The following is a 26,080-nucleotide window of genomic DNA, read 5'->3' as shown; positions in this document are numbered from 1 at the left end:
CCGGACGGCCTCGATCATTCCGCTGCGCGTAATCGTCAGGCGCGGCGGTTGATTGATCGGGCGCGGCGGCGCCCGTACCGTCCGTGCCCATGGACCGCATCAACCTGGACACCAAGGCCCGCGACCGCGCCGCGCGGATCGGCGCGGCACGCGAGGCGCTCGGCGCGCGCCTGACCGGCAAGCAGGTCGAGACCGACGCCATCGTCGACCTGCTGCACGCGGTGCTCAAGCCCGGCGACCGCGTCTGCCTCGAAGGCAACAACCAGAAGCAGGCGGACTTCCTGGCCAAGGCGCTTGTGCGCCTGGACCCGGCCCGCATCCACGACCTGCACATGGTCCAGTCGGTGCTCGCCCTGCCGGAGCACCTGGACGTCTTCGAGCGCGGCATCGCCAGCCAGCTGGACTTCAGTTTCTCCGGCCCGCAGGGCGCGCGGCTCGCCAAGCTGCTGTCCGGCGGGCGCGTGCGCATCGGCGCGATCCACACCTACCTGGAGCTGTTCTCGCGCTACTTCGTCGACCTCACGCCCAAGGTCTCGCTGATCGCCGCGCACGCCGCCGACGCGCAGGGCAATCTCTACACCGGCCCCAACACCGAGGACACGCCGGCGATCGTCGAGGCCACCGCGTTCTCCGGAGGCCTGGTCATCGCGCAGGTCAACGAGCGGGTGCCCGACGGCACGCCCCTGCCCCGCGTCGACGTGCCGGCGGACTGGGTCGACTTCGTAGTGCAGGCGCCCACGCCCAACTTCATCGAGCCGCTGTTCACCCGCGACCCGGCGCAGATCAGCGAGATCCAGGTCCTGATGGCGATGATGGCCATCAAGGGCATCTACGCCGAGTACGGCGTGCAGCGGCTCAACCACGGCATCGGCTTCGACACGGCCGCGATCGAGCTGCTGCTGCCGACCTACGGCGAATCGCTCGGCCTGAAGGGCAGGATCTGCCGCCACTGGGCGCTGAACCCGCACCCGGCGCTGATCCCGGCGATCGAGGCGGGCTGGGTCGAGTCCATCCATTCCTTCGGGTCCGAGCTCGGCATGGAGGACTACATCCGCGCGCGCTCGGACGTCTTCTTCACCGGGCCCGACGGCAGCCTGCGCAGCAACCGGGCGTTCAGCCAGGCCGCGGGCCATTACGCCTGCGACCTGTTTATCGGCTCGACGCTGCAGATGGACCTTCTGGGCAACAGCTCGACGGCGACGCTGGGCCGCATCGCCGGCTTCGGCGGCGCGCCCAACATGGGCGCCGACGCGCGCGGGCGCCGGCATGCGAGCCCGGCCTGGCTGAAGGCCGGCGAGGAGGCCCGCAGCCATCGCAGCGGCGCGGCCGCGACGCCGCGCGGGCGCAAGCTGGTCGTGCAGATGGTCGAGACCTTCCGCGAGCACATGCAGCCCGCCTTCGTCGAGCGCCTGGACGCCTGGGAACTGCAGCGCCAGGCCGGCATGGACCTGCCGCCGATCATGATCTACGGCGACGACGTCACCCACGTCCTCACCGAGGAGGGCATCGCCAACCTGCTGCTGTGCCGCAACGACGAGGAGCGCGAACAGGCGATCCGCGGCGTGGCCGGCTACACCGCGGTCGGTCTGGGCCGCGACCGCCGCGCGGTCGAGCAGTTGCGCGAGCGCGGCGTCATCCGGCGCCCCGAGGACCTGGGCATCGATCCACGCGACGCGACCCGCAACCTGCTGGCCGCGCGCGGCATGCGCGACCTGGTGCGGGCGTCCGGCGGGCTGTACCGCCCGCCCAAACGCTTCCGCAACTGGTGAGCCACCCGACGGCGCGAGACGCCTCAACGGCACGACTGAAGCCACGCCCCACGACGAGGACTCCCATGACAGCCATCCCACCGGGTCTCGAGACCCTGGACTTCCGCTTCGCCGGCACGCGCGCCGTGCCGGCCTTCGCGCCGGTGCTGGTCGGCGTGGTCGGCTCCGGCAACCTCGAGGTGATGCTCGAGCCCGGGGACGGCGGCGACTGCGCGGTGCATGTGCAGACCTCCGCGCGCGGCTTCGCGCCGGTCTGGCAGGCGGTGCTCGACGACTTCCACCATCGCCACGACCTGGCCGGCGTGCGGGTGTCCATCAACGACATGGGCGCCACACCCGCCGTCGTCAGCCTGCGCCTGGATCAGGCGGTGCGGGAGCTGCAGCCATGACGGCGACGACGCCCATCGCCCGCGCAAACGCCGTGGCCGCGAGCGCCGCGTCCACCAGCGCCGTGGCCGCGAACTCCTACGCCGAATGCAGCGCGCGCGAGCGACTTGCACAGCTGCTCGATCCCGGCAGCTTCCACGAATGGCTGCCGCCCGCCGAGCGCGTGATGAGTCCGCACCTGGCGCAGCTTGGCGTTCCCTCCGCCTTCGACGACGGCGTGGCGATCGGCCGCGCGCGGCTCGACGGACGGACCGTCTTCGTCGCCGCGCAGGAAGGCGCCTTCATGGGCGGTGGCGTCGGCGAGGTGCATGGCGCCAAGCTCGTCGGCCTGCTGCGCCGCGCACTGCGGGAGCGGCCCGCCGCGGTGCTGCTGCTGCTCGATTCCGGTGGCGTGCGACTGCACGAGGCCAACGCGGGCTTGATCGCGGTCTCCGAGGTGATGCGCGCCGTGCTCGATGCGCGCGATGCCGGCATCCCGGTGATCGCGTTGATCGGCGCGGCCAACGGCTGCTTCGGTGGCATGGGGATCGTGGCGCGCTGCACCGATTTCGTCGTCATGAGCGACCTCGGCCGCCTGGCGATGTCGGGGCCGGAGGTCATCGAGGCGTCCCATGGGGTCGAGGAATTCGACGCCCACGATCGCGCGCTGGTCTGGCGCACCACGGGCGGCAAGCATCGCTGGTTGAGCGGCGACTGCGACGCGCTGGTCGAGGACGAGGTCGCCGCCTTCCGCCGCGCGGCGATCGACGCCATGGACGCGCTGCCCACGGCGCGCGCCGTGACGCTAGAGGCGCTCGAGGCGGAACATGCGCTGCTGGCGCGACGGCTGGCGCTGCTCGATGCGCCGGTCTCCGGCGACGACGCGCTGGCGCTGTGGCGCCGGCTGGGGGTCGAGGACGCCGTGAGCGTGCCGGACCTCGACGTGGCCGAGGTCCTTGCGCTGCGCACCGGCGCGGCCGTCCCCGAGCATCGCTGAGCCGATGAGCCGCTGAACCGCAAAGGAGTTCGAACATGGACTGGAAGACCTTGGCCGAGGCGCTGTTCGGCTCGGACCGCGGGCTGACGCTGGACGGCGAGCTGCTGCACGGCGAAGTCGCGCTCGACGATGAACCGCTGACCGTCGTCGGCACGACCGGGCATGCGCCGATCGGCGTTCGGCTCGCACTGGCGCAGGCGCGCGTGGTGCTGGACACCGTGGCCCGCCATCCGGGCCGGCCGATCCTGCTGTTGATCGACACCCAGGGACAGCAGTTGCGGCGGCGCGATGAGCTGCTGGGCATCAACCGCGCGATGGCCCATCTGGGCATGAGCATCGACCTCGCGCGCCGGCGCGGGCATCGCGTGCTGGGCCTGGTCTACGACCAGGCGCTGTCGGGCGGCTTCATCACGTCGGGCCTGATCGCCGACGCCTGCGATGCGCTGCCGCAGGCGGAGATCCGCGTGATGCGCATTCCAGCGATGTCGCGGGTGACCAAGCTGCCGGAGGCGATGCTGACCGAGCTGTCCCGGACCAACCCGGTCTTCGCGCCGGGCGTCGAGAACTACGTCGCGATGGGCGGTGTGCGGCGCGTGTGGACCGGCGACCTGCGGGCCGCGCTGCGCCAGGCGCTGGCCGATGCACCGACCAAGGACCGCCGCGCGCTCGATGGCGCACAGCGCGGCGGTCGCCGGCTCGCTGCGGCCGTGATGGACCGCGTGCTGGAGGCGCCATGACCCGCCTGCATCGACATCAACTCGTGCATCCGTCGCCCGCGGCCTGGGAGCGCCTGCGCGCGGGCGCTCGCGACGCGGTCGAGCGGGAATGCATGACGCTGTGGGCCGCGCGTGGCCTGCCGCTGGTGGTCACGCAGCAGCGCTGCGACGCCGGCCCGGCCGCCGACTCGACCGCCAGCGGCATCGCGACGGGCCTGTCCGCACCGCTGCGGTGGGAATCGCGCCGGCTTGGCGTGATGCTCGCGCGGAGTGAGGTGCTGTTCTTCGACGAGTTCCCCGTCGCGCGCGCGCTGACCAAACTGCTGCCCACCGCGGCGCGGCCCGCGTGGGATCGGCTGTGCCGGTCCGCCGCCGCGGACGGCGTCCAGTCGCGCGTCTACGGCAGCTACGGCTGGCAGGCCTTGACCGGCATGGCGCATGTGCGCGCGGATTCGGATGTGGACCTCTGGGTGGGCGTCCAGGATGCGGCCCAGGCCGACACGATCGCCGCCCTGCTCGCGCGCACCGAGATCCCCGGGCTGAGGCTCGATGGCGAGCTGATCTTCGACGGCGACACCGCGGTGTCATGGCGCGAGTGGTTGACCTGGCGCGCCGGCGGCAGCCGCTCGATCCTGGTGAAGACCCTCAGCGGCAGTCGACTGGCCAGCGGTCTGGGCGAGATCGTCCGCGACTTGAAGGTGGCGGCATGAGCGCGCCAGCGCAGCAGAGGCCGCAGGGCCGGCGCCCACGCGACGCCGACGCGATCCTGGCGCCCGTGGCCCGCGACCTCGGCCGCGCCGCCGCAGCCGCGCTGTACGACGAGCTGGCGCTGTCGCCCAAACCGGGTCTAGTCACCCTGATCAGCAACGGCAGCCATGACGACATGGACGCGAGGACCTTCTTTCGCAGCATCGCCGCGCTGCGCGGCTACTTCGTCCGGATCGCCAGGCTGGGCATGGCCGGCGCGGACTTCGAGGCCCTGGAGCGAGCCGGCATCGAGGCCGAGGCCCGCATGCTCGCGGCGACCGGAGGCATCAACACCCATCGCGGCGCGATCTTCCTGCTGGGGCTGCTGTGCGCGAGTGCTGGCGCGCTCGTCGCCGCCGGCCAACCGCTGACGCCGGCGGCGCTGCAGGCGATGCTCGACGAGCGTTGGGGCGCGGCGCTGCATCGGCGCGCGCAGCGTCCGTCGATGTTGCCCGGCGGCATGGCCGCGCGGCGGCACGGGCTTCGCAGTGCGTCGGAAGAAGCGGCGCTCGGATTTCCCGCTGTCTTCGACGTGGGCGTGCCCGCGATGCGGTCGGCGCGCACGCGCGGCCTGTCGCACGAGCGCGCACAGCTCGACACCTTCTTCCATTTGATGGCTGCCCTCGACGACAGCAACCTCGCGCATCGCGGCGGCCTGGAGGGTCTGCGATTCGCGCAGCAGACGGCGCGCGGATTCCTCGCCGACGGCGGCGCCGCTCATCCCTTTGCCACCGCACGGGCTGAGGCACTCGGTCAGGAATTCGAGGTGCGCCGGCTATCGCCCGGCGGCTCCGCCGACATGCTGGCCGCCGTCTGTTGGATGGTTCGCATCGGCGCGGTCGATGCGGTCGATGCGGTCGACGGCCGGTGAACACCTCGGGCAGTGCTCGTGAGCGTCGCGATCGTCTTCAGCGGGCAAGGCCACCAACATCCGGCGATGCTGCCGTGGTTGCGGCATGACGCGGCGATCGCCGCGATGGCGGCACGGCTCGACGTCGACGACTGGCGAGGCGCGCTCGCCGACGAGGCATGGGCTCACGCGAACCGACATGCGCAGGTGCTGATCACCGCGACCGCAGTGTCGGCCTGGACTCAACTCCATGCGGCGTTGCGCGTCGCGTCAATCGAGGTCGACGCCCTCGCCGGTTACAGCGTCGGCGAGCTTGCCGCCTGTGCGGCGGCCGGCGTGTTCAGTCCAGAGCGAGCGGTCGCGCTGGCGGCGCGTCGGGCCGCGCTCATGGATGCCGCGGGCAGCGTGGGACGCGGTGGCCTGTGCGGCGTCACCGGCCTCGGCGCGGCCGCGGTGGACGAACTCCTGCACGGCTCGGCGGTGACCGTCGCCATTCGCAATGGCGAGGATTCGGTGGTGATCGGCGGTCCGCTCAGCGACTCGCATGCACACGGACCTGGGGCGATGCCTCCGTCGGACGGATCGCTCGACGCGGTCGAAGCCGCGCTGACTGAACGCGGCGCGCGCTGCACGCGCCTGGCGGTCACGGTGGCGTCGCACACACCGCTGATGCGGACAGCCGCCAAGGCTTTCGCCGTCGAGCTGGCAGGCGCGGCGATCGACGCGCCCACGCTGCCGGTGTTCGACAGCGACGGCAATCGCAGTTGGACCGCCGAGCAGGCGCGTGACGGGCTGTCGCGGCAGATCGCCACGACGGTGCGATGGGATGCGGTGATGGACCAGTTGGCGGCGCGCGCGCCGTCGTGCGTGCTGGAGATCGGCGGCGGCCAGGCGCTTGCTCGGCTCTGGCAGCGGCGTCATCCGGCGATCCCCGCGCGGTCGGCGGACGAGTTCCGCACCGTCGACGGCGTGATCGCGTGGATCGAGCGTTGCAACACCTGAGCGGGGATCAGCGAATGGCAGCCAGCGGTCGACGGTCGACGGTCAACGGTCGGCGATGCGACATGCGAGCAGTGAGCGGTGAGCGGCGACCTGCGCGCGGGTTCACCCTCGATCGTTGCGGCGCGCGTAACGGTCCGCTTGGGAGCTTGATTGAAGCGGGCTCGCGCGCTGGATACCGTGCGACCCGATGAGAAACCGATGAAGAACGGAGCGGCCGGTGCTCGACATGCCGGACCGCCGCAACAGGAGACAGCGATGACCACACACTGGATGTCGATCCTTCCGCTCGGGGCCATGTTCGTGGTGGCCACCGCCCTGCCCATCAACATGGGCGTGCTCGCCTTCGTCGGCGCCTTCCTGGTGGGCACGCTGGTGGCCGGCATGAGCGCGAAGGCGATCATGGCCGGCTTCCCCGCCGAGCTCTTCCTGACGCTCGCCGGCATCACCTACCTCTTCGCCCTCGCGCAGAACAACGGCACGATCGACTGGCTGGTGCGACTGGCCGTGCGCGCGGTGCGGGGCCGCATCGCCGCCATCCCGTGGATCATGTTCCTGGTGGCGGCGCTGCTGACCTCGGTCGGCGCGGTGAGCCCGGCGGCGGTGGCGATCATCGCGCCCATCGCGCTGGGCTTCGCGGCCCGCCACGGCATCCATCCGCTGATGATGGGCCTGATGGTGATCCACGGCGCGCAGGCGGGGGGCTTCTCGCCGATGAGCATCTACGGCGGCATCACCAACAAGATCGTCGCGAAGGCGGGTCTGCCGCTCAGCGAGATCACCACCATGCTGGCCAGCTTCGGCGTGAACTTCGCGGTCGCGCTGGGGCTGTTCGTCGCGCTGGGCGGTTTGAAGCTGATGCGACGGGGCCGAGTCGAGGAGGACGGCGAGCTGGCGCCGATTCCTCCGGTGGCGCGCCCGCAGGGCGGGCCGCAGGTCTTCGGCGGTGCGGAGGCCGAGTCGTATGGTGAAGGGCGGCGTGTCGCGGCGAGTCGTTCGTCGATGCTGGGCCAGGTGCAGACGCAGACTTTCCAGGCCACGAGCGTGCACCAGGTGATCACGGCGCTGGGTCTGGTGCTGCTGGCGGTGCTGACGCTGGGCTACAAGCTGGACATCGGTTTCGTGTCGATCACGATTGGCCTGGTGCTGAGCCTGATGCAGCCGCGGCTGCAGAAGAGTGCGTTGGGCCAGGTGTCGTGGCCGGAGATCATGTTGATCGTCGGTGTGAGCACGTATGTGGGCGTGATGGAGAAGATGGGGACGATCGACTACGTCGGTCACAGTGTCGCGAACCTGACGTCGCCGCTGATGGCTGCGCTGCTGCTGTGTTTCGTGGGCGCGGTGGTGTCGGCCTTCGCGTCGTCGACGGCGGTGCTGGGCTCGTTGATTCCGCTCGGTGTGCCGTTCCTGACGGGAGACAACGCCGGCATGGCGATTGGTTTCATCGCTGCGATGGCGGTGTCCTCGACGATCGTCGACGTGAGCCCCTTCTCGACGAACGGTGCGCTGGTGCTGGCCAATGCCAAGGGCATGGACCGCGACCGCTTCTTCCGCATGTTGCTGCTCTACGGCGCTGCCGTGACGGTGATTGCCCCGATCGTCGTCTGGTCCCTCTTCGTCCTGCTCTGACCACCGCAGTCCGTCGGGTGCTTGGCGGGGCCGCCGGCGAAGCCGAAGCTTCGTCATCTGACTGGGGCGCCGTCTGTCTGAGCAGAGCGAGCCGAAGGTGAGCGTCGCGAGTTGGCGCCCTGAGCTTCGGCTTCGCCGGCGGCCCCGGCCAAGCGCCGAGCTCCTCGCGCTGTGCTTCCCGATCAAGCGTCCACAAACGCCGCCGCGATCATTTCCCCTGCGTTGATGGGTGACGGCTCATCGACCCTCGGTGTGTAGATGAGGTCCCCCGCGCGAATGCTGGCGCCGCTGAGCACGCAGATGCCATCGCGTTTGGACGGCACCATGTCCCAGATTTGATAGCCGTAATGGCAGGCGCCTGCGTCGGACCACGAGATGGCGGCGGTGCGCGGCGTGGGTCGGTCGAGGACGTGGATGGTGGGGGGAGGCCGCAGGGAGAGGCTGGTGCTGTCGTGGTTGCGGTTCGAGCGGGACTTGGAGGATGAGGGGTGAGGCGTATCGGGCACGCCGCCGTTCCCGAGCCAAGACACCGTGCGCAGCCAACCCTCGCGCGTTGGATCGTTTGCCAGATTGCTGTGCATGCCGCACCGCCTTTCACGTCCGCCGACAATCGGCGTCGAAGCCTGAAATAATTCAACGAGTGATGAATATAACAAAGGCAGCCAGCGCATGAACAAGACCCCAAGGACCGTCGGGGCGCCGCGGCGTCGCGGACGGCCGAGCGCGGATTGCGCCCGCGGCGCCGATGAACTGCTGCGCGTCGCGCGGCGCACCTTCGCGCTGCGGGGATATGAAGCCACCAGCGTCCGTGAGATCGCGCGCCAGGCCGAGGTCGATCCGGCGCTGATCGCCCATCATTTCGGATCGAAGGAAGCGCTGTGGCTCGCGGTGGTGGAGCAGATCAGGGAGCTCCTCGAGCCGATGCTGGAGACGACGGCGGCGCTGCGCGCCGACGCCTCGCTGGGACCGCGGCAGCGGGTCGAGCACTGCCTGCTGGCGTTCATCGACCGCGTCTTCGAGCACCCGGACATCGGCATCTTCTTCTCGACGGCGGCGACCGAGGAAGGCGAGCGGCTCAACGTGCTGATCGACGTGATGGTGCGGCCTTTCCACGCCGTCTGCCTGCCGCTGTTCAGCGACGCGATGGATGCCGGCGAGCTGCGCCGCTGCGATCCGGCGCTGCTGTTCTCGGTGCTGATGCAAGGCATCAGCAAGACGGTGGCGTATGCGCATGTGCTGCGCGCGGTCTCCCCGCTGCCGGACGACCCGGGCCGCTTCAAGCGCGAGCTCACGGACGTGGCACTGCACCTGCTGCGCTGATCGCACGATTGCTCAAGCGGGGCGATGTGTCGCTGTCGCCAGTGCGGTGATGTGTCCTCGCGCATCGGATCGTCTTTCCTTCCCAGGCCGGATACACGGGCATACGAAAGCCGTATCGCCCATCGGCCCGCGCTCGAAGAATCCGCTCCATCGCAGCCTCCCGCTGCTGGCCTGGAAAGGATTCCCCATGCGATCGATCTCCCGACGTTCCCTGCTCCCGCTGGCGCTGGCCGGTGCCGCCGCCGCGGCCACCGTGGCACTCTCCCTGCCGAAGATGTCCACCGACGCGGCGGCCGCCTCGCTGCTGGGCGGCGGCGGCATGACCGGCAAGCCGGCGCCCGCCTTCGCCGGCATCAACAGCTGGGTCAACAGCCCACCGCTGAAGATGGAGGAGCTGCGCGGCAAGGTGGTGCTGGTCGACTTCTGGACCTACACCTGCATCAACTGCCTGAACGCCCTGCCCTACGTGAAGGCCTGGCATGAGAAGTACAAGGACCAGGGCCTGGTCGTCGTCGGCGTGCATTCGCCCGAATACGAGGAAGAGAAGTCGCTGGCGGGCTTGAAGGAGGCCATCACGCGGCTGGGCATCACCCATCCGGTGGCGCAGGACAACGACTTCAAGACGTGGAAGAACTACAGCAACCGCTACTGGCCGGCGCTGTATCTCGTCGACAAGCAGGGCAAGGTCGTCTACACCCACTTCGGCGAAGGCGCCTACCAGCAGACCGAAGCGCAGATCCAGGCGCTGTTGAAGCAGCCCGGCTGAGCGTCACAGCCCGCTCCTATACTCGCGCCCCAACAGCGGGCGGGCTGCTTTGACGGACCTCCCCACAAGAATCTTTCAACGGGGAGGTCCCATGGTCTTGAAGACCCACAAGCACGTCGTCGCGTTGGCGGCCCTGTCGGCCCTGCTTGCCGCCTGCGGCGGCGGCAGCGACGGCGGAGTTTCGGAGAAGGCGGGTGCCCAGGCGGCGGACACGCCAGTGCTGAGCGCCAATCAACAGGCCTTCGAGAGCCTGATGCTCGCGCCGGCTTCCGGCAGCTACCTGATGCATTGGAACCTGGCCTACGCCGGCAACCAGACCAGCGGCACGCACTACGCCTACTCGGACGCCAGCGTCATGTCGGCCTCGCCACTGACGAACGGCCCGCAGATCGTCACGCAAGGCGCGCCGCAGAACCTCGCCACCACGCTGGCGCTGGTCGCGCCGGCGCCGACCCGCGTGCTCAAGAACGGCGTGGTCCTGGTCGTCCCGGAGAACGGCGCGGCCAGCAAGGTGAGCTACGTCGGCAACGACGTGCGCGTGGACTCGCTCGCCGCCGATAACGTGACGGTGGCGTACTCCGTCGTGCGCAGCGACTACGAGACGGTCGCGCTGACCGGCACCGTCGGCACGACGCCGGCCGACCTCGCGCACTTCCTGAATTCGTTCTTCTCGAATCCGTCGGTGCTCGATGCGGCCACCAGCTATGCCGCGGGCGCGAGCTACCTGAAGTTCACGCAGAAGAACCTGGACGACCGCTACAACGTCTTCGACTGCACCACGGCCACCACCACCGCCAACGTCACGCCCTGCCGCACCGGCACGACGCTGAACGCGGTGCTGACCAGCGGCATCGCGTCCAACAGCGACGGCACGACCTACCGCTTGGCCGACGGCGCCACCAGCACCGTGGGCGGCGTGCCGGTCTGGGTCGCCACCAAGCCGCGCCCGCTGTCCGCCACGCTGAGCACGACGGTGCAGTACCGGATCTACTTCGAACTGGGCGGCAACGTCTACACCGGCGCGCTGATCAAGGACGGCACGGCGATGGGCGGCAGCTACTACGTCTCGAATCCGAATGGCGCGACGGTCACCGACCGCCTCACCTTCCTGCCCTTCCACATCCGCATGAACAAGGCCGCGCGCGACAGCCTGGCCGCGGCGATGAAGATCTGACGAGCTCGGCCGGCGCCTGCCTGGGAAGGCGGGCGCCGGCCTTGGGATCGATCTCTCAGTCGCGACCCTCGACGGCCATCGACAGCACGTAGCCCTCGCTGCGGACCGTCTTGATGTATTTGGGCTCGCGCGCGTCGTCGCGCAGCCGCTGGCGGATGCGGCTGACGAGCAGGTCGATCGAGCGCTCGAAGAGCTCGGCCTCGCGCCCCTGCGTGAGGCCGAGCAGCTGGTCGCGGCTCAGCACCCGCTGCGGATGGTCCAGGAACACGCGCAGCAGCCGGTACTCCGCGCCGCTGAGCGGCACCACCGTGCCCTGGGCATCGACCAGGTGACGCTCGATCGTGTCCAGCACCCAATCGCCGAAGGCCAGCCGCGGTGACTCGTCGGACGAGCGCATGTTGGGCGGCAGCATGCGCGCGCGCCGCAGCACCGACTTGATCCGCGCCAGCAGCTCGCGCGCCGCGAAGGGCTTGGCCAGGTAATCGTCCGCGCCCATCTCCAGGCCGAGGATGCGGTCGGCCTCGTCGCCGCGCGCGGTCAGCATGATGACCGGCGTCGCCTTGTGCCGGCCGGCGCGCAGGTCGCGGCACAGCGACAGGCCGTCCTCGCCCGGCAGCATCAGGTCCAGGATCACCAGGTCGAAGGGGCCGCCCGTCTCCATCGCGATGCGCATGTGCCGGCCGGTCGGCACGGCGGTGGCGCGCAGGCCGTTGCGGGTCAGGTAGGTGGTGAGCAACTCGCGGATCTCGCGGTCGTCGTCGACGATCAGGACATGGTCCTGGGTGGGCGCGGTCGTCTGCATGGGCGTGGAAGGCGGAACGCTGGGACGGGATGAGCCGGAATGTAGCGGCCCGCGGCCCGCGTGGCGTCGGCCGGGGCAATGTTGTGTCTCCGGTGCGGGACGCGGATACACGCCCATACAAAGCCCGCCACAAATCGGAGCCGCGCGCCTATAAACCAGCCTGCGGCGCCGCCGCCGCCCTTCGACCTCATCCCCAGCGTCACCGCACCGGAGATCCCCGTGAGCCGCGTCATCGACTACTTCCTCGCTCCCCACAGCCCCTGGACCTACCTCGGCCACGAGCGCTTCGTCGCCATCGCGCGCGAGGCGGGCGCCACGGTGCGCCCGATCCCGATCGACCTGCTCAAGCTGTTCTCGGTCTCCGGCGGCCTGCCGCTCTCACAGCGCCCCGCCCAGCGCCAGGCCTATCGTCTGCTGGAGCTGCGGCGCTTCTCGCGCCATCTGGGCATGCCGATGCATGTGGAGCCAACGTTCTTCCCCGTCGTGCCGCATGCGGCGGCGCGGCTGATCATCGCGGTCGACGAGGCCGACGGCGCGGAGGCGGCGCTGCGCCTGACCGGCGCGTTGCTGCGTGCGGTCTGGGAGCAGCAACGCGACATCGCCGACGCCGCCACGCTGACCGCGATCCTGGGCGAGCAAGCCTTGCCTGCCGAGCGCCTGGCCCGCTCCGCCGCCGACGACATCGGCGCGCGCTACGACGCCAACACGCAGCGCGCGATCGATGCCAGCCTGTTCGGCGCCCCCAGCTACGTCATCGATGGCGAGCTGTTCTGGGGCCAGGACCGGCTGGACTTCGTGCAGCGCGCACTGGCCGCCGACCGGCCATGAGCGCCCTCCGCGCTCCGGTCGGCGCCAGCGCGAACCCGCCGCCGCGACCGCGCCGCTTCGGGCCGCGCACGCTCTTCGCGCGCGTGTTCTGGATGATGGTGCTGGGCATCGCGATCGCACAGGCGCTGGCCTACGTCGCGATCCGGCAGGAGCGCTCGATGGCGCTGCGCTCGCTGATGATGTCGGGCATCGAGCGCGACATCGCCACCGGCGTCGCCGTCCTCGACCGCCTGCCGCCCGCCGAGCGCGCCGCGTGGCTGAACCGCCTGGAGCGGCCCAACTTCCGCTTCGCGCTCGCCGACGAGATTGATGCGCAGGCGGGACCGGTCGATCACACCGAATTCAGCGGCGCGTTCGTCGACGCGTTGACGCAGGCGTTGCGGCCCTTCCGCATCGAGCGCGTCGCGCAGGTCGGCGCGCGGCGCTATCAGTTGCTGGTCCGCCTGGGCGACGGCACCGCCGTCACCGTGCATGCACGCCGCGTCGACATGCCCATCCCCGAGTGGGTCACCTGGGTGCTGGTGGCGCAACTGGTCGTGCTGACCTTCTGCACCTGGATGGCGGTGCGGCTGGTGACGCGGCCGCTGAACGCGCTGGCGACGGCGGCCGACGATCTCGGCCCGGACCTCACGCCGCGCCTGATCGCCGAGGACGGCCCGGCCGAGGTGGCCCATGCCGCGCGCGCCTTCAACGCGATGCAGCAGCGCATCGCCGGCTACACCGCCGAGCGGGTGGAGATCCTGGCGGCGATCTCGCACGACCTGCAGACGCCGATCACGCGGATGCGGCTGCGGGCGGACCTGATGGCCGACGAGGCGCTGCGCGACAAGTTCCGGCAGGACCTCGACGCGATGCACGCGCTGGTCCGTGAAGGCGTGACCTACGCGCGGACGCTGCACGGGACTTCCGAGCCGACCGCGCGCCTGGACACCGACGCATTGCTGGCGAGCATCGTCGGTGACTACGAAGACGCCGGCGAATCCGTGACGCTCGACGGCGCGGCGGGCGCGCCCATCGTGGCGCCGCCGCAGGCGCTCAAGCGCATCCTCGTCAACCTGATCGACAACGCCCTGGCCTTCGGCGGCGCGGCGGAGATCCAGGTCCGGCGCGATGACGCGCAAGGCCCGGCCCCGCGCTTGACCATCGCCGTGCTGGACCGGGGGCCCGGCATCCCGGAGGACCAACTGGGCGAAGTCTTCAAACCCTTCCACCGGCTGGAAACCTCCCGCAATCGCGAGACCGGCGGCACCGGGCTCGGGCTGGCCATCGCCCAGCAACTCGCCACCGCGATGGGGGGACACCTCTCCCTCCGCAACCGCCCGGGTGGGGGCCTGGAGGCCAGGCTGAGCCTCCCCGCCTCGCCGCCGACGGCACTGTCCACGACTTCTGTGGACAAGTCTGTTGGCTCAACGGGCAGGGATGGTGCAAGCCGTTGATTCATCACGGAATTCATTGCACTGCCGCGAAATGAGGCAGTGATCCGAATGAGCCATACGGAACGACCCGCGACGGTGCTGCGGCTATCCCCGCGCGCTGTGGACAAGCCTGTTGGCTGCCGCTGCAGGAGCGACGCAAGCTCTTGTCATGCCAGGGAAATTCTTGCTTCGCCTTAAAAACAGGCAGGCCGGCGAGCGGGGCGATCGACGAGCGTCAGGTCTTGACGGCCGGGCCGGGAACCTTGAGCAAGCCACGTTCCCGTCCTGGAGTTGCTCACAGTGCCCACCGGTTGTGCACCGGCGGCTCAGTCTGTCCACGGCTGCTGTGGACAACTCTGTTGGCTGCCCGCGCACGGATGTCGCAAGTGCTTGTCACGGCAAGGAAATGATTGCGGTGCTGCGGAATGAGGCAGCCCCCACAACGGTGGCGTCGGACGCGCGTCTCCCCGCTCGTCAGGCGGTATCGCCAGTCAGCGACTCGACGATCAGCTGCAGGCCCTTCAGCGCCGGCGCGGGATCGTCCGCGAACTGCGCCTGCACGATCGCGCCATCGACGGCCAGGGCGAGCGCGGCCGCCAGCTTCCGGCGTTGCCGCGAAGCGGGCAAGCGCCCGACGATCGCGTCCGTCATGTCCTGCTTGTGGCGCCGCGTGATCTCGACCACCTCCGGCAGCGCGGGTCCCATCTCGCCCACCCCGTTGAGGAAGGCGCAGCCGCGGTAGTCGCCCAGGGCCTCGCCACGGAACCATTCACCCATCGTCGGCACCAGCGCGAGCGCGCCCGGGTGCCTGTCGCCGTGGCGAGCGAGCGCCTCGCTGAACCACGCCATCCAGCGCGCGTGCCGCATGTCGAGGTAGGCCACGATCAGGTCGTTCTTGCTGGGGAAGTGCCGATAGAAGGTGACCTTGGTGACGCCGGACGCGGCGATCACGCGGTCAATGCCGGTCGCGCGGATGCCCTCGCCATAGAACAGGTCGTGGGCGGTGCGCAGGATGCGATCGCGGGCGGGCAGCTCGCCGATGTCCACGCTGCCATCGATGTCGTTCATGCGGCTATTGTAGACAGACCTGTCTACCTCCGACAGAATGCCGACGTAGACAGACCTGTCTACATGATGTCTCCCAATGAAAGGCCAACAACATGGACTCCCGCCCGCCCCTGCCCCCGTTCACCCGCGACACCGCGATCCAGAAGATCCGTCTGGCCGAGGACGCCTGGAACAGCCGCGACCCGGCGCGCATCGTGCTCGCCTACAGCCCGGACACGCAGTGGCGCAATCGCGCCGAGTTCCCGCGCGGCCGCGCGCAGGCGCAGGCCTTCCTGGAGCGCAAGTGGACGCGTGAACTGGACTACCGCCTGATCAAGGAACTGTGGGCCTTCGAGGGCCACCGCATCGCCGTTCGATTCGCCTACGAATGGCGTGACGACGCCGGCAACTGGTTCCGCAGCCACGGCAACGAGAACTGGGAATTCGACGCGCAAGGGCTGATGACCCACCGCCACGCCAGCATCAACGATCAGCCGATCCAGGCCGCGGACCGCAAGTTCTTCTGGCCGCAGGGCCGCCGCCCCGACGACCATCCCGGCCTGAGCGACCTGGGCCTGTGATCCACGGCGACGGCACGCGGCCATCATCAGCGGCCGCGGCCGTCAGCGTCCGCCGCCGTGCTCGCGCCATTCGGTCGGCGCGCGCCCGGTGTGCTTCAGGAAGAAGCGCGTGAAGTAGGCCGGATCGGCGAAGCCCAGGCCGTCGGCGATCTGTCGGACCATCAGGTTGGTGTAGCCCAGCTCGCGCTTGGCCTCCAGCAGCACGCGCTGGTGCAGGACGGCGAGCGCCGAGCAGTGCAGATGGCGACGACACAGGCGGTTCAGCTGCGTCGGCGTGATGCCCAGCGGCGCCGCCAGCTCGGCCACCGGCGGCTGACGCCGGTAGTGACGCTCAACCTGCTCGCGATAGCGGGCCAGGTGCTGCAAGGCGCGGCCCTCGCCGGCCGCATGGGTCGCCGGCTCCGCGGCGCCGAAACGCGCCGCCTGCGTCGCCAGCAGTGCCACCGCGTGGTCCAGCGCCGGACCGCGCCAGGCCGCCGCGCCGGCGTAGTCTTCCCTCAGCCCATGGCCGACCGCGAACAGCGCGCGCGTCACCGTCGCGCCGCGTTCCAGCGGCACCAACCGCGGCTCGGCGAGGCTCTCCAGCAGGTCCGGCAGGTGATCGAGCAGGTCCCGCAGCCGGCCCTGGTCCAGCGTCACGACCAGCCCTTCCGTCTCCGGCGCGAAGCGGAAGCCGTGCACCGCCAGCGCCGGCACCCACACCAGCGCGGGCGCACGCAGTTCTCGCTCGTCCTCGTCCATGCGGACCACGACCCGGCCGCGCTCGATCAGCAGCAGCTGCACCAGCGCGCCGTGCCGATGCGGCTGGATTTCCCAATTGTGCAAGCGGCTGCGCTCGGCGATCGATTCGAGGTGCAGCCCGTCCAGGGCGGGCGCTTGTCCTTCCTCGCCGTAGAGGGAATACACCGGCGTCGCGCCGGCGCGTGATCGGGAAGAGGACTTCGGGCGCGATTCGGGCATAGGTTCGGATTGTGCAAGCGCGCGTCGGCGCCGTCCATTCACCGCGGATCGTCCGCGCCGTAGGCTGCGCCCATCGGAGACAACACCACGCGCCTCGCCAGAAGGCCGGATTGCCATGAAGACCTTGCGAACCCAGGTGCTGATCGTCGGCGCCGGACCCTCGGGCCTGCTGCTGGGCCAGTTGCTGCACCGCGCCGGTATCGACACGCTGATCGTCGAGCGCCAGACCGCCGACCACGTGCTCTCGCGCATCCGGGCCGGCGTACTGGAGCAAGGCACCGCCGACCTGATGGACGACGCCGGCGTCGGCGCCCGCATGCATGCCGAGGGGCTGGTCCACGACGGCTTCGAGCTGGCGGTCGGCGGCGTGCGGCACCGCATCGACCTGCGCCAGCTCACCGGCGGGCATGGGGTGCTGGTCTATGGCCAGACCGAGGTCACCCGCGACCTCATGGCCGCACGTGACGCCGCCGGGCTGCCCACGCTGTACGAGGCGGCAGAGGTCCGCATCGACGGTTTCGACACCGCGGCGCCCCGCGCCCGATGCACGGTGCGCGGCGAGGCGGTCGAGATCCATGCCGATTTCATCGCCGGTTGCGACGGCTTCCACGGCGTGTGCCGCGCGAGCGTCCCGCCGGACGCGATCCGCCTCTACGAGAAGGTCTATCCCTTCGGCTGGCTAGGCCTGCTCAGCGACACGCCGCCGGTGGCCGACGAACTGATCTACAGCCGCCATGCGCGCGGCTTCAGCCTGTGCAGCATGCGCTCGCCGACCCGCAGCCGCTATTACCTGCAGGTGCCGCTGGGCGAGCGCGTGGAGGACTGGACCGATGCCCGCTTCTGGGACGAACTGCGCCTGCGGCTGGATCCCGAGGCGGCGGCCGCGCTGGTCACCGGTCCGTCGCTGGAGAAGAGCATCGCGCCGCTGCGCAGCTTCGTCGCCGAGCCGATGCGCTTCGGCCGCCTGTTCCTGGCCGGCGACGCGGCCCACATCGTGCCGCCGACCGGCGCGAAGGGACTGAACCTCGCGGCCTCCGACGTCCGCTACCTGTCGCAGGCCCTGATCGAGCACTACCGCGAGCGCAGCGATGCCGGGCTGGACCACTACTCCACCCGCTGCCTGGCCCGCGTTTGGAAAGCCGAGCGCTTCTCCTGGTGGCTGACCAGCCTGATGCACAACTTCGACCAGGAACCGGCCTTCCAGGCCAAGCTGCAGGAGGCGGAGCTCGACTACGTCCTCGGGTCGGAGGCCGCCCGCCGCGTGCTGGCCGAGAACTACATCGGCCTGCCGTTCTGACCCACGCGCCGGGCAGTCCCCGATCAGTCCTCGATCAAGCCGAGGAAGTGATCGAGGATCACGAAGTGGTCCTCGAACAAGCGCGACTCCATCGCCGCCAACTCATCGCGATGGAACCAGCGCGCCTCCTTCACGTCGTCGCAGCCGACGACCTCCGGCAGCGTGCCCATGGCCGGGAACTTGAAGTGGTGGGCCATCGTGATCAGCCGGCCGCGCGCGCTGCGCAGCGGGTCCTCGAAGGTGGCGACCCCGTGCAGCGCCGCGAGGATGGAGGCGGGCAGCAAGGGGAAGCGCGTCTCCTCGATCAGCTCGCGGATCGCGCAGGCCACCAGCTTCTCGCCGCGGTCGAGGTGGCCGCCGGGCACGGCCCAGAGGTCCTCGCCGAAGGGGCCCTTGCGCCGCACCAGCAGCACATGGTCGCCGACGGTCACCACCGCGTCGCCGGTCATGTACGCGACCGCGGTGTACTTCTTCCGATAGCTCGCCACGGCCGCATGCTCGGCCTTGCGCCGCGCGTATTCGGGCAGGCGGCTCCAGGCCTGCAGCCATGCGCGCACCGGCGCGCTGACGTAAGGCGTCATGACGGTCAGCGCCGCGTCCGGATCCTCGGCCTCGAAGAACACCTGCCGCATCGCCGTGGCGTCGACGTCGGCCAGGCGGTCCACCAGCTGCTGCCGCCAGCGCGGGAAATTGTTCAGGTAGTAGCTGGTGTGGTCCTTGCGATGCCCCACCAGCACGATGTCGGCCTCCTCGCCCGCCAGTGCCCTCACGCCCAGGGTCACGGCGGCGTTCCAGCGCCGGTCGTCGAAGTAGTCGCGCACCGGCAGCACGTGCAGCCGTTGTCGCTGCGCCTCGCTCAGGTTGGCCAGCAGCATCTGGCGGCGCTCCTCGTGCACGAAGGGATTGCGCGGATCACGCGCCTTGTGCGAGGAGCCCAGCACCGCGATCACCTCGTCCGCCAGGCCGAAGGCGGCCTGGAACAGCGCCTCCTGCCCCTGGTGCACCAGCTGCCAACGGCCCACCACCACGGCGACGGTCTTGCGGGTCATGCCTTGTCCTTTCCCTGGGATTCGACGCGCGCCGATGCGGTCATCGGCGCTTCGGTTCAATAGTGCCGCGCCGCGATCGGCAACTGCCGGCCGCTGCCGAAGGCCCGGGCGCGCAGCCGCACGATCGGCGGCGCCTGGCGGCGCTTGTACTCGTTGCGCGCGATCATGCCCTTGATCCGCGCGAGCAGCGCCTGACCTTCGTCGCTTCCGCGCAGCGCGGCGACGGCCGCCTCGGCCGCGGCGCGTTCGTCGACGGCCAGCCGCTCGCCTTCGATCAGCAGCTTCAGCACCTCGTCCAGCAGCTCGTAGGGCGGCAGGCTGTCGGTGTCGCGCTGGTCCGGCGCCAGCTCGGCGCTCGGCGGCTTGTCGAGGATGGCGGCGGGGATGAGCTCGCGGCCGGCCACCTCGTTGAGGTGGCGGCTCAGCGCGAAGACCTCGGTCTTGTAGAGATCGCCGATCAGGCCGAGGCCGCCGTTGGTGTCTCCGTAGAGCGTGCAGTAGCCGACGGCGATCTCGCTCTTGTTGCCGGTGGTCAGCAGCAGGTGGCCGCGCGCGTTGGACACGGTCATCAGGAGCGTGCCGCGCACCCGCGCCTGCAGGTTCTCGAGCGCCAGGCCGGACGGTCGCAGCGCCAGCGTGCTGGCGGCCAGGGTCTCGTCGACCTGGCCGACGATGTCTTCGATCGGGCAGACCTCGAGCGCGATGCCGAGCCGATCGCACAGCGCCTTCGAATCGTCGACGCTGCCGCTCGACGAGAAACGCGACGGCATGGTGATGGCCATGACCCGGTCCGCGCCCAGCGCCTCGACGGCCAGCGCCAGCGTCAGCGCCGAGTCGATGCCGCCGGACGCGCCGACGACGACGCGCTCGAAGCCGCAGCGCCGCGCGTAGTCCCGCAGTCCCAGCACGATCTGCCGGCGATAGAAGGCCATCGTGTCCAGGCCGGTGGCCGCCGGCGGCAGCGCGCCGCCGTCGAGCGACGCGAAGTGGCCGCGGTCGACCTCGAAGCCCAGGGTCACGACCTGCTCCTCGAAGCGTCGGGCCTCGAAGACGACGCCCGGCTCGGGCTCGATCGCGAAGGATGCGCCGTCGTAGACCAGCTGGTCGTGCCCGCCGATCTGGTTGACGAAGACCAGCGGCAGCCGATGCCGCCAGCAGGCGGCGCGGAAGACCTCGTGGCGGAGCTCGCGCTTGCCGACGTGGCTGGGGCTGGCGTTGATCGACACGATCAGGTCGGGCGCCGAATCCGCCAGGCGCTGGAACGGATTGACGGTGTAGTCCTTGCCGTCGTCGTTCCAGCCGTCCTCGCAGATCATGAAGCCGACCTGCGCGCCGCCGATGCGCAGCACGCGGGCGACGTCCGGCCCGGGCTCGAAGTGCCGGCGCTCGTCGAAGACGTTGTAGGTGGGCAGCAGCTGCTTGTGATAGTCCAGCAGCAGCTCGCCGTCGCGGATCACCAGCAGCGAATTGCGGAAGGCCTTGCCGGCGCCCGGGTTGCGGGTCGGCGCGCCGACGACCCAGTGCAGCGAGCTCACCTCGCGCGTGGCCGCCAGCAGCGCCGCCATCGCGCGGTCGAGGCGCTCGCGGAAGTCTTCGTCGTCGAGCAGGTCGGCCGGGTAGTAGCCGGTCAGCGACAGCTCCGGAAAGACGACCAGGTCCGCGCCGTCGTGCCGGGCGCGGCGCGCCGCGTCCAGGTGCAGCGCCAGGTTGCCTTCGAGGTCGCCAATGGTGGGATTGATTTGCGCGATGGTGATCTTGAGCATGACTTCGCTCCTCAGCTGGCCCTCACTCGAAAGACCTGCCGCAGGTAGTTGAGGAAAGTCTGGTCGTCGCACAGCGTCTTGCCGGGCGCATCGGACAGCTTGGCCACCGGCTGGCCGTTGCAGCGCACCAGCTTCATGACGATGTTCAGCGGCTTGGGCCCGAGGTCGTTGGTGAGGTGCGTGCCGATGCCGAATCCGACCGGCACGCGCCGGGCGAAGTGCGCATGCAAGCGGAAGGCCTCGTCGGTGTCGAGCCCGTCGCTGAACACCAGCCGCTTGGTCCGTGCATCGATGCGCAGCGCCGCGTAATGCGCGAGCGCCTTCTCGCCCCATTCGACCGGATCGCCCGAGTCGTGCCGCAGGCCATCGAAGAGCTTGGCGAAGTAGAGGTCGAAGTCGGCCAGGAAGGCGTCCATGCCGATCACGTCGGTCAGCGCGATGCCGAGGTCGCCGCGGAACTCCTGCACCCATCCCTCCAGCGCCGCCCGCTGCGACAGCCGCAGCTGCACGCCCACAGCCTGCCAGGTCTGCAGGTACTCGTGGGCCATCGTGCCGATCGGCACCAGCCCGTGACGCCGGGCCAGCGCCACGTTGGAGCTGCCCTTGAAGACCTGCGGGGCCTCGCGCTTGAGCGTGGCGACGACCTCGTCGTGCCAGGCGCCGGAGAAGCGGCGGCGCAAGCCGAAGTCGAAGCACTCGAAGGGATGGGCTTCGGCGCCCAGCGTCGCGGGCACGGCCGCGGCGTAGTCGCGCAGGCGGGCCGCCTTTGTTGCGAGCCGCGCGCGGCCCTCGACGAGCACCTCGCGCTCGCGGCCCGCGCACAGGCGGCGGAAGTAGAGCTCGTTGACGATCGCCAGCACGAAGATCTCGAAGCCCATCACGTGGACCTGCGGCCCCTTGGCGACGACGACCAGCTGCCCGGCCTCGGCGCCCTCGCCCGGCCGCGCTTCGATGAAGCGCCGCTGGAAACGGAAGATGCGCAGGAAGTCGATGAAGTCGGCCTTCATGAAGCGCAGTCCGCCCAGGTAGGCGAGTTCCTCGTCACTGAAGCCGAGCGTGCAGAGGTGGTCGAGCTCGCGGTTGACCGCCTCGCAGAGCTCGCTCAGCGGGAAGGCGGGCGTGTTGCGGCAGACGAAGCGGTACTCGGCATCGTTGGCCGGAAATGCGTGCAGCAGCGTCTGCCACATCGTGAACTTGTAGAGGTCGGTCTCCAGCAGGGAGTGGATGACAGGCGTGTCGTTCATGAAGCCACCCCGCTCAGGCAGAGAGCAGGCCGAGCGCCTGCGCCGCCGTCATCGTCCGCACGCCCAGCGCGCGGGCGCGCTCGACGAAGGCCGAGGCGCCGGCCTCGAAGCCGCCCACCGCGCTCATCGCATCCTCGATCAGCACGACCCGCGCGAGCCGCTCGGGCGTCATCGCCGCGAAGAGGTCTTCCGCCGTCGCCGCGACGCAGTGGCTGCTGGCCTCGCCGGCGATGAAGCTCAGGCCGGGGAAGTCGACGATGCGGTCCACCAGCGCCTGATTCGTCTGCGTGCGCGGGTCGCCGTCGACCGGCACCTCGGCGCGCACCGCGCTGTACTGCTCCGTCATCGGATTCAGGCCCTTCAGCACCTTCTCCACCGTGCGCAGGCGCGCCGATTCCCAGCGGCCCAAGGCGTCGGCCAGCGCGCCATGCAGGTTGTGGCCCCAGGTGCCGACGACGCAGTGGGTCGGCCACACCATCAGCACGTACTTCCTCGGGCTGGCCTCGAGCGCGTCGAGATAGCGCAGCACCGCATCCCGCAGCGCCGGGTTACGTGGGGCGTAACGGCCCTCGCGCACGTCGGCCGCGCGGATCTGCGTGAATGGCGCGACCGGCTGCGGCACGCCCTCCGCGCCCGGCTGTTGCCAGAAGGCCGGGCGCTCGATCGCGTAGACCGGGTGCGAGTCCAGCGTCACGACGATGTCGCCGATCGCGTCGCCGGCCTGGTCCACCAGCGCGGCCAGGCGCTTCATGTCCGCGTCCGCGCCGGTCACCGGCAGCGCGGCGCCAGGGATGTCGCAGAAGTCGTTCTGCGGATCGACGATGAGCAGTTGGGCTTGGCGGTCCATGGGAACTCCGTTTCGGTCTTTGTGATGTCGTGGCGACAGCATACCGCTCTTCGTGCTTGTTTGCACTAAGTCGATATCGCAGACGGCGGATCAGAAGCCACGATTTGTATCCGCATATTTCCTGTGTTCCAGGAAACGGTTTGACGTCTGAGGATGTGACCGCCCATAATTCGTGCCCTTTCGCACTAAGCTTGGCGCCGTGGACTTCGAACGCCCCATCGTCACCGTCGACATCGTGCTGCTGACCCTGCTCGACGGCGCGTTGCACGCCGGCCTGGCACGCCGCGACAAGGCGCCGGCGCTTGGCGCCTGGACGCTGCCCGGCGGCTGGGTGCACACCGACCAGGACCAGGACGCCGACGAGGCCGCGGCGCGCATCCTGCGGGACAAGGCGGGGGTGGTCTCGCCCTACCTCGAGCAGCTCAGGACCTTCTCCGGCATGCATCGCGATGCGCGCGGGTGGTCGTTGTCGGTGAGCTACTACGCGGTCGTGCCGGCGCCGGTGGGCGAGCCGTCGGGCGGGCGCTTCCGCTGGGCGCCGGTCGACGGCCTGCGCTCGCTGCCCTTCGACCATGCGCAGATCCTGCGCACCGCCGTCGAGCGCGTGCGGTCGAAGACGCTGTACTCCTCGCTGCCGGTGCACCTGATGCCGGCGCAGTTCACGCTCGGCGAGTTGCAGCGCACCTATGAGCAGGTGCTCGGCGCGGTGCTCGACAAGCGCGGATTCCGCCGCCGCATCGAGGAGCTCGATGTCATCGAGGAAATCCCCGGCGCCTTCACCAGCGGCGGCAGCCACCGGCCGGCGCAGCTCTACCGCAAGAAGGCCCACGCCCCGGCGCTGAAGACGGCGCCCAGCAACCTGCCGGTCAGCTGAGCGGGCGCGCGCGCCGGGATGTCGGCGAGGCCTCGATCCATTTCCGGGTCTTCATCGGGCGGCGAGTCCCTTCAGCAGCGCCTCGTGGAACTCCTTCGGCGACTCGACCTGCGGCGAGTGGCCCAGCGCCGGGAACTCGACCAGCGCGGCGCCGGGAATCATCTTCGCGGTCGTGCGGCCGAGCGTCGCGTAATCGCCCAGCTGCTCGGCGATCGCCTTGGGCGCGCGGTTGGCGCCGGGCGCGGTGCGGTCCTTGCCGCCGATCATCAGCAGCGTCCGCACCTGCAGATGGGGCAGCTCGTGCACCACCGGCTGGGTGAAGATCATCTCGGAGGTCTGGGCCTGGTTCCAGGCGACGAGCTCACGTCCCGGACCGGCATACAGGCCGGCGGCCATCTCGACCCAGCGGTCGTAGGCCGGCTTCCACTGGCCGTTGTAATAGAAGCGCAACTGATAGGCCTTGATGCTGTCGGCCGTCGTCTTCAGTTCCTGCGCGTTCAGCTGGTCGATGGTCGCGTACGGCACGCCCGCCGCCTGCCAGTCCTCCAGCCCCAGCGGGTTGACGGCGACGAGCTGCTCGACCTGCGCCGGGTACTGCAGCGCGTAGCGCATCGCCAGCATGCCGCCCATCGAGTGGCCGATCACCGTCGCCTTGGCGATGCCCAGCGACTGCAGCAGCGCCTGCGTGTTGGCGGCGAGCTGGTTGAAGCTGAACTGGTAACCGCCCGGCTTGGTCGAGGCGCAGAAGCCGACCTGGTCCGGCACCACGACGCGGTAGCCCGCACCGGCGAGCACCGCGATCGTCTCCGCCCAGGTCGCGCCGCAGAAGTTCTTGCCGTGCAGCAGCACCGCGGTCCGGCCATTGGGCGGCGTCGTCGGCGCGACGTCCATGTAGACCATCTCCAGCGCCTGACGCTGCGAATTCAGCTTGAAGCGCTGCTGCGGGTACGGGTACTCGAAGCCCTCGAGCCGGGCGCCGTAGCTGGGAGCGGCCTGCGCCGACGTGGCAAGGGAGAGCGCCGCGAGCGCGGCGGCGAGAAGCATCTTCATCGGGGACTCCAGTGACGGGGAACGGGCGCGCCGAAGCGAGCAAGTGTCGTTCCCTCCGCCCCGCGTGCCGTCTTCAATGCGGATCGAGATATCCGAAGGTGCCGTGGTCGCGGATCTCCTCGGCGGCCAGGCGGGCCGCCTTCATCGCATGCCGGAACAGCGACATCGCCAGGCTCACGCGCTTGACGCCCGCCTCGCCCAGCTCGCGCACGCTGAACGAGCGTCCCGGGATGCCGGCCATGAAGTTCACCGGCCTGGACACCGACGCGCAGACCTGGCGCACCGCGTCCAGGTCGGGCAGCAGCGGCGCGAACAGCACGTCGGCGCCGGCGCGCTCGAAAGCCTGCAGGCGCCGGATCGTGTCCTCGAGGTCGTTCACGCCGTGCAGGAAATTCTCCGAGCGCGCCGTGACCAGGAAGGGGACCGGCAAGGCCCGCGCGGCCTCGACCGCGGCGGCGACGCGCTCGACGGCCAGGTCGAAGTCGAGGATGGGCGCGCCGCCCTCGCTCGACGCATCCTCGATCGATCCGCCGACCGCGCCCGCTTCCGCCGCCAGGCGGATCGTCAGCGCGCAGTCCTCGGGCCGGTGGCCGAAGCCGTTGCCCAGGTCGGCGCTCAGCGGCAGCGGCGTCGCGCCGGCCAGTCGGCGGATGTGGGCCAGGGTCTCGTCGCGGGTCAGCTGGCCGTCGCGCCGGCCGATGGCTTCGGCGGCCGCGGCGCTCGAGGTCGCCAGCGCGGGAAAGCCCGCCGCCTCCAGCATCCGCGCCGACGCGATGTCCCAGGCGTTAGCGATGACGAAGGGACCCGGGCGCTGATGCAACGCGAACAGGGCGGCGGACTTGTCGGCGGCGGTGGGGGATGCGGTGCTCATCTTGAGGGCCTCGTGAAGGGTGTATGGGGCGGTCTTCGGTGGGAAGAACGGCGCATCCTAGGCCCGGGCCCCTGCCGCCGTCTGGCAGGAATCGGACGTCTTCCGACCCCCTCGCTCCC

26 protein-coding genes are annotated in these 26,080 nt (G+C 70.2%); 16 read left to right on the top strand and 10 right to left on the bottom strand.

From position 1 onward, the window contains the following. The first annotated feature begins 89 nt into the window (after positions 1 to 89). The 8 genes from mdcA to BM393_RS02090 all read left to right on the top strand — a co-directional run bounded on the left by mdcA (position 90) and on the right by BM393_RS02090 (position 8,073). The gene (mdcA, locus tag BM393_RS02125; protein ID WP_091721098.1) at positions 90 to 1,769 is read left to right on the top strand and encodes a malonate decarboxylase subunit alpha; all 1,680 of its coding nucleotides are present in this window, start codon (positions 90 to 92) and stop codon (positions 1,767 to 1,769) included. Between the two features lie 65 nt (positions 1,770 to 1,834). Beyond that, positions 1,835 to 2,158: a malonate decarboxylase acyl carrier protein gene (gene mdcC / locus BM393_RS02120; protein WP_091721093.1), complete on the top strand. Its 324-nt coding sequence runs from the start codon at positions 1,835 to 1,837 to the stop codon at positions 2,156 to 2,158. Then, entirely contained in the window at positions 2,155 to 3,132 is a 978-nt protein-coding gene (locus BM393_RS02115; protein ID WP_091721090.1) for a biotin-independent malonate decarboxylase subunit beta, read from the top strand. The genes mdcC and BM393_RS02115 overlap by 4 nt, the downstream gene beginning before the upstream one ends. 35 nt (positions 3,133 to 3,167) lie before the next feature. After that, positions 3,168 to 3,869, top strand: coding sequence for a biotin-independent malonate decarboxylase subunit gamma (locus BM393_RS02110; RefSeq protein ID WP_091721086.1), 702 nt, complete (start codon positions 3,168 to 3,170; stop codon positions 3,867 to 3,869). Continuing rightward, positions 3,866 to 4,558, top strand: a complete 693-nt coding sequence (mdcG, locus tag BM393_RS02105; protein ID WP_091721081.1) for a malonate decarboxylase holo-[acyl-carrier-protein] synthase — start codon at positions 3,866 to 3,868, stop codon at positions 4,556 to 4,558. The genes BM393_RS02110 and mdcG overlap by 4 nt, the downstream gene beginning before the upstream one ends. Continuing rightward, entirely contained in the window at positions 4,555 to 5,466 is a 912-nt protein-coding gene (gene mdcB / locus BM393_RS02100) for a triphosphoribosyl-dephospho-CoA synthase MdcB (RefSeq protein WP_091721078.1), read from the top strand. The genes mdcG and mdcB overlap by 4 nt, the downstream gene beginning before the upstream one ends. An 18-nt stretch (positions 5,467 to 5,484) precedes the next feature. Continuing rightward, on the top strand, positions 5,485 to 6,447 hold the full coding sequence (locus tag BM393_RS02095; RefSeq protein WP_091724929.1) for an ACP S-malonyltransferase: 963 nt from the start codon (positions 5,485 to 5,487) through the stop codon (positions 6,445 to 6,447). A 255-nt stretch (positions 6,448 to 6,702) separates the two neighbouring features. After that, positions 6,703 to 8,073, top strand: coding sequence for an SLC13 family permease (locus BM393_RS02090; protein WP_091721074.1), 1,371 nt, complete (start codon positions 6,703 to 6,705; stop codon positions 8,071 to 8,073). Positions 8,074 to 8,255: 182 nt separating this feature from the next. Here the strand turns inward: BM393_RS02090 and BM393_RS02085 are convergent, their stop codons facing one another. Next, positions 8,256 to 8,654 carry a DUF3331 domain-containing protein gene (locus BM393_RS02085; RefSeq protein WP_175538156.1) on the bottom strand — a complete coding sequence of 133 codons (399 nt, stop codon included), beginning with the start codon at positions 8,652 to 8,654 and terminating at the stop codon, positions 8,256 to 8,258. 88 nt (positions 8,655 to 8,742) lie between these two features. Here BM393_RS02085 and BM393_RS02080 point away from each other — a divergent pair, with 88 nt between their 5' ends. The 3 genes from BM393_RS02080 to BM393_RS02070 all read left to right on the top strand — a co-directional run bounded on the left by BM393_RS02080 (position 8,743) and on the right by BM393_RS02070 (position 11,333). Beyond that, on the top strand, positions 8,743 to 9,393 hold the full coding sequence (locus tag BM393_RS02080; RefSeq protein WP_091721065.1) for a TetR/AcrR family transcriptional regulator: 651 nt from the start codon (positions 8,743 to 8,745) through the stop codon (positions 9,391 to 9,393). Positions 9,394 to 9,580: 187 nt separating this feature from the next. Continuing rightward, positions 9,581 to 10,159: a thioredoxin family protein gene (locus tag BM393_RS02075; protein ID WP_091721062.1), complete on the top strand. Its 579-nt coding sequence runs from the start codon at positions 9,581 to 9,583 to the stop codon at positions 10,157 to 10,159. A 91-nt stretch (positions 10,160 to 10,250) separates the two neighbouring features. Next, entirely contained in the window at positions 10,251 to 11,333 is a 1,083-nt protein-coding gene (locus BM393_RS02070; protein ID WP_091721059.1) for a hypothetical protein, read from the top strand. 55 nt (positions 11,334 to 11,388) lie between these two features. Here the strand turns inward: BM393_RS02070 and BM393_RS02065 are convergent, their stop codons facing one another. After that, entirely contained in the window at positions 11,389 to 12,135 is a 747-nt protein-coding gene (locus BM393_RS02065) for a response regulator (protein ID WP_091721057.1), read from the bottom strand. Positions 12,136 to 12,354: 219 nt separating this feature from the next. Here BM393_RS02065 and BM393_RS02060 point away from each other — a divergent pair, with 219 nt between their 5' ends. Together BM393_RS02060 and BM393_RS02055 are read left to right on the top strand one after the other, a co-directional pair. Continuing rightward, complete coding sequence (locus BM393_RS02060; protein WP_091721055.1) at positions 12,355 to 12,963, top strand: 2-hydroxychromene-2-carboxylate isomerase; 609 nt, start codon at positions 12,355 to 12,357, stop codon at positions 12,961 to 12,963. Then, positions 12,960 to 14,399: an ATP-binding protein gene (locus tag BM393_RS02055; protein ID WP_091721053.1), complete on the top strand. Its 1,440-nt coding sequence runs from the start codon at positions 12,960 to 12,962 to the stop codon at positions 14,397 to 14,399. Before BM393_RS02060 ends, BM393_RS02055 begins: the two co-directional genes overlap by 4 nt. A gap of 453 nt (positions 14,400 to 14,852) precedes the next feature. Here BM393_RS02055 and BM393_RS02050 read toward each other — a convergent pair whose 3' ends face one another. Then, positions 14,853 to 15,446: a TetR/AcrR family transcriptional regulator gene (locus BM393_RS02050; RefSeq protein ID WP_091721051.1), complete on the bottom strand. Its 594-nt coding sequence runs from the start codon at positions 15,444 to 15,446 to the stop codon at positions 14,853 to 14,855. Positions 15,447 to 15,538: 92 nt separating this feature from the next. Here BM393_RS02050 and BM393_RS02045 point away from each other — a divergent pair, with 92 nt between their 5' ends. After that, entirely contained in the window at positions 15,539 to 16,006 is a 468-nt protein-coding gene (locus BM393_RS02045) for a nuclear transport factor 2 family protein (protein WP_091721049.1), read from the top strand. Positions 16,007 to 16,048: 42 nt separating this feature from the next. Here BM393_RS02045 and BM393_RS02040 read toward each other — a convergent pair whose 3' ends face one another. Beyond that, the gene (locus BM393_RS02040; protein ID WP_175538155.1) at positions 16,049 to 16,966 is read right to left on the bottom strand and encodes a helix-turn-helix domain-containing protein; all 918 of its coding nucleotides are present in this window, start codon (positions 16,964 to 16,966) and stop codon (positions 16,049 to 16,051) included. Positions 16,967 to 17,090: 124 nt separating this feature from the next. On the opposite strand from BM393_RS02040, the gene pobA reads away from it, so the two are divergent. Next, positions 17,091 to 18,263, top strand: coding sequence for a 4-hydroxybenzoate 3-monooxygenase (gene pobA, locus BM393_RS02035; protein WP_091724926.1), 1,173 nt, complete (start codon positions 17,091 to 17,093; stop codon positions 18,261 to 18,263). A 23-nt stretch (positions 18,264 to 18,286) separates the two neighbouring features. On the opposite strand, the gene BM393_RS02030 is transcribed toward pobA, so the two are convergent. The 4 genes from BM393_RS02030 to BM393_RS02015 are packed head-to-tail and all read right to left on the bottom strand — an operon-like array spanning position 18,287 to position 23,166. Next, on the bottom strand, positions 18,287 to 19,312 hold the full coding sequence (locus BM393_RS02030; protein WP_091721045.1) for an NUDIX domain-containing protein: 1,026 nt from the start codon (positions 19,310 to 19,312) through the stop codon (positions 18,287 to 18,289). A 56-nt stretch (positions 19,313 to 19,368) separates the two neighbouring features. Further along, the gene (locus BM393_RS02025) at positions 19,369 to 21,075 is read right to left on the bottom strand and encodes an NAD+ synthase (RefSeq protein ID WP_091721042.1); all 1,707 of its coding nucleotides are present in this window, start codon (positions 21,073 to 21,075) and stop codon (positions 19,369 to 19,371) included. 11 nt (positions 21,076 to 21,086) lie between these two features. Beyond that, positions 21,087 to 22,319 (bottom strand): nicotinate phosphoribosyltransferase, encoded by a 1,233-nt coding sequence (gene pncB / locus BM393_RS02020; RefSeq protein ID WP_091721039.1) that lies wholly within the window; start codon positions 22,317 to 22,319, stop codon positions 21,087 to 21,089. Between the two features lie 13 nt (positions 22,320 to 22,332). Then, a complete protein-coding gene (locus tag BM393_RS02015) occupies positions 22,333 to 23,166 on the bottom strand; it encodes an isochorismatase family protein (protein ID WP_091721036.1) in 834 nt (277 codons plus the stop codon). A 199-nt stretch (positions 23,167 to 23,365) separates the two neighbouring features. Between BM393_RS02015 and BM393_RS02010 the strand changes: the two genes are divergently transcribed. After that, positions 23,366 to 24,040 carry an NrtR DNA-binding winged helix domain-containing protein gene (locus tag BM393_RS02010; RefSeq protein ID WP_091721032.1) on the top strand — a complete coding sequence of 225 codons (675 nt, stop codon included), beginning with the start codon at positions 23,366 to 23,368 and terminating at the stop codon, positions 24,038 to 24,040. A gap of 51 nt (positions 24,041 to 24,091) precedes the next feature. Here BM393_RS02010 and BM393_RS02005 read toward each other — a convergent pair whose 3' ends face one another. After that, positions 24,092 to 25,090 (bottom strand): alpha/beta fold hydrolase, encoded by a 999-nt coding sequence (locus tag BM393_RS02005; RefSeq protein ID WP_091721029.1) that lies wholly within the window; start codon positions 25,088 to 25,090, stop codon positions 24,092 to 24,094. A gap of 73 nt (positions 25,091 to 25,163) precedes the next feature. Next, positions 25,164 to 25,961 (bottom strand): isocitrate lyase/phosphoenolpyruvate mutase family protein, encoded by a 798-nt coding sequence (locus BM393_RS02000; RefSeq protein WP_091721024.1) that lies wholly within the window; start codon positions 25,959 to 25,961, stop codon positions 25,164 to 25,166. Positions 25,962 to 26,080 lie beyond the last annotated feature (119 nt).

The organism is Mitsuaria sp. PDC51, from assembly GCF_900113225.1.
Lineage (GTDB): Bacteria > Pseudomonadota > Gammaproteobacteria > Burkholderiales > Burkholderiaceae_C > Roseateles.
This window is presented reverse-complemented; position numbering and strand designations above follow the sequence as displayed.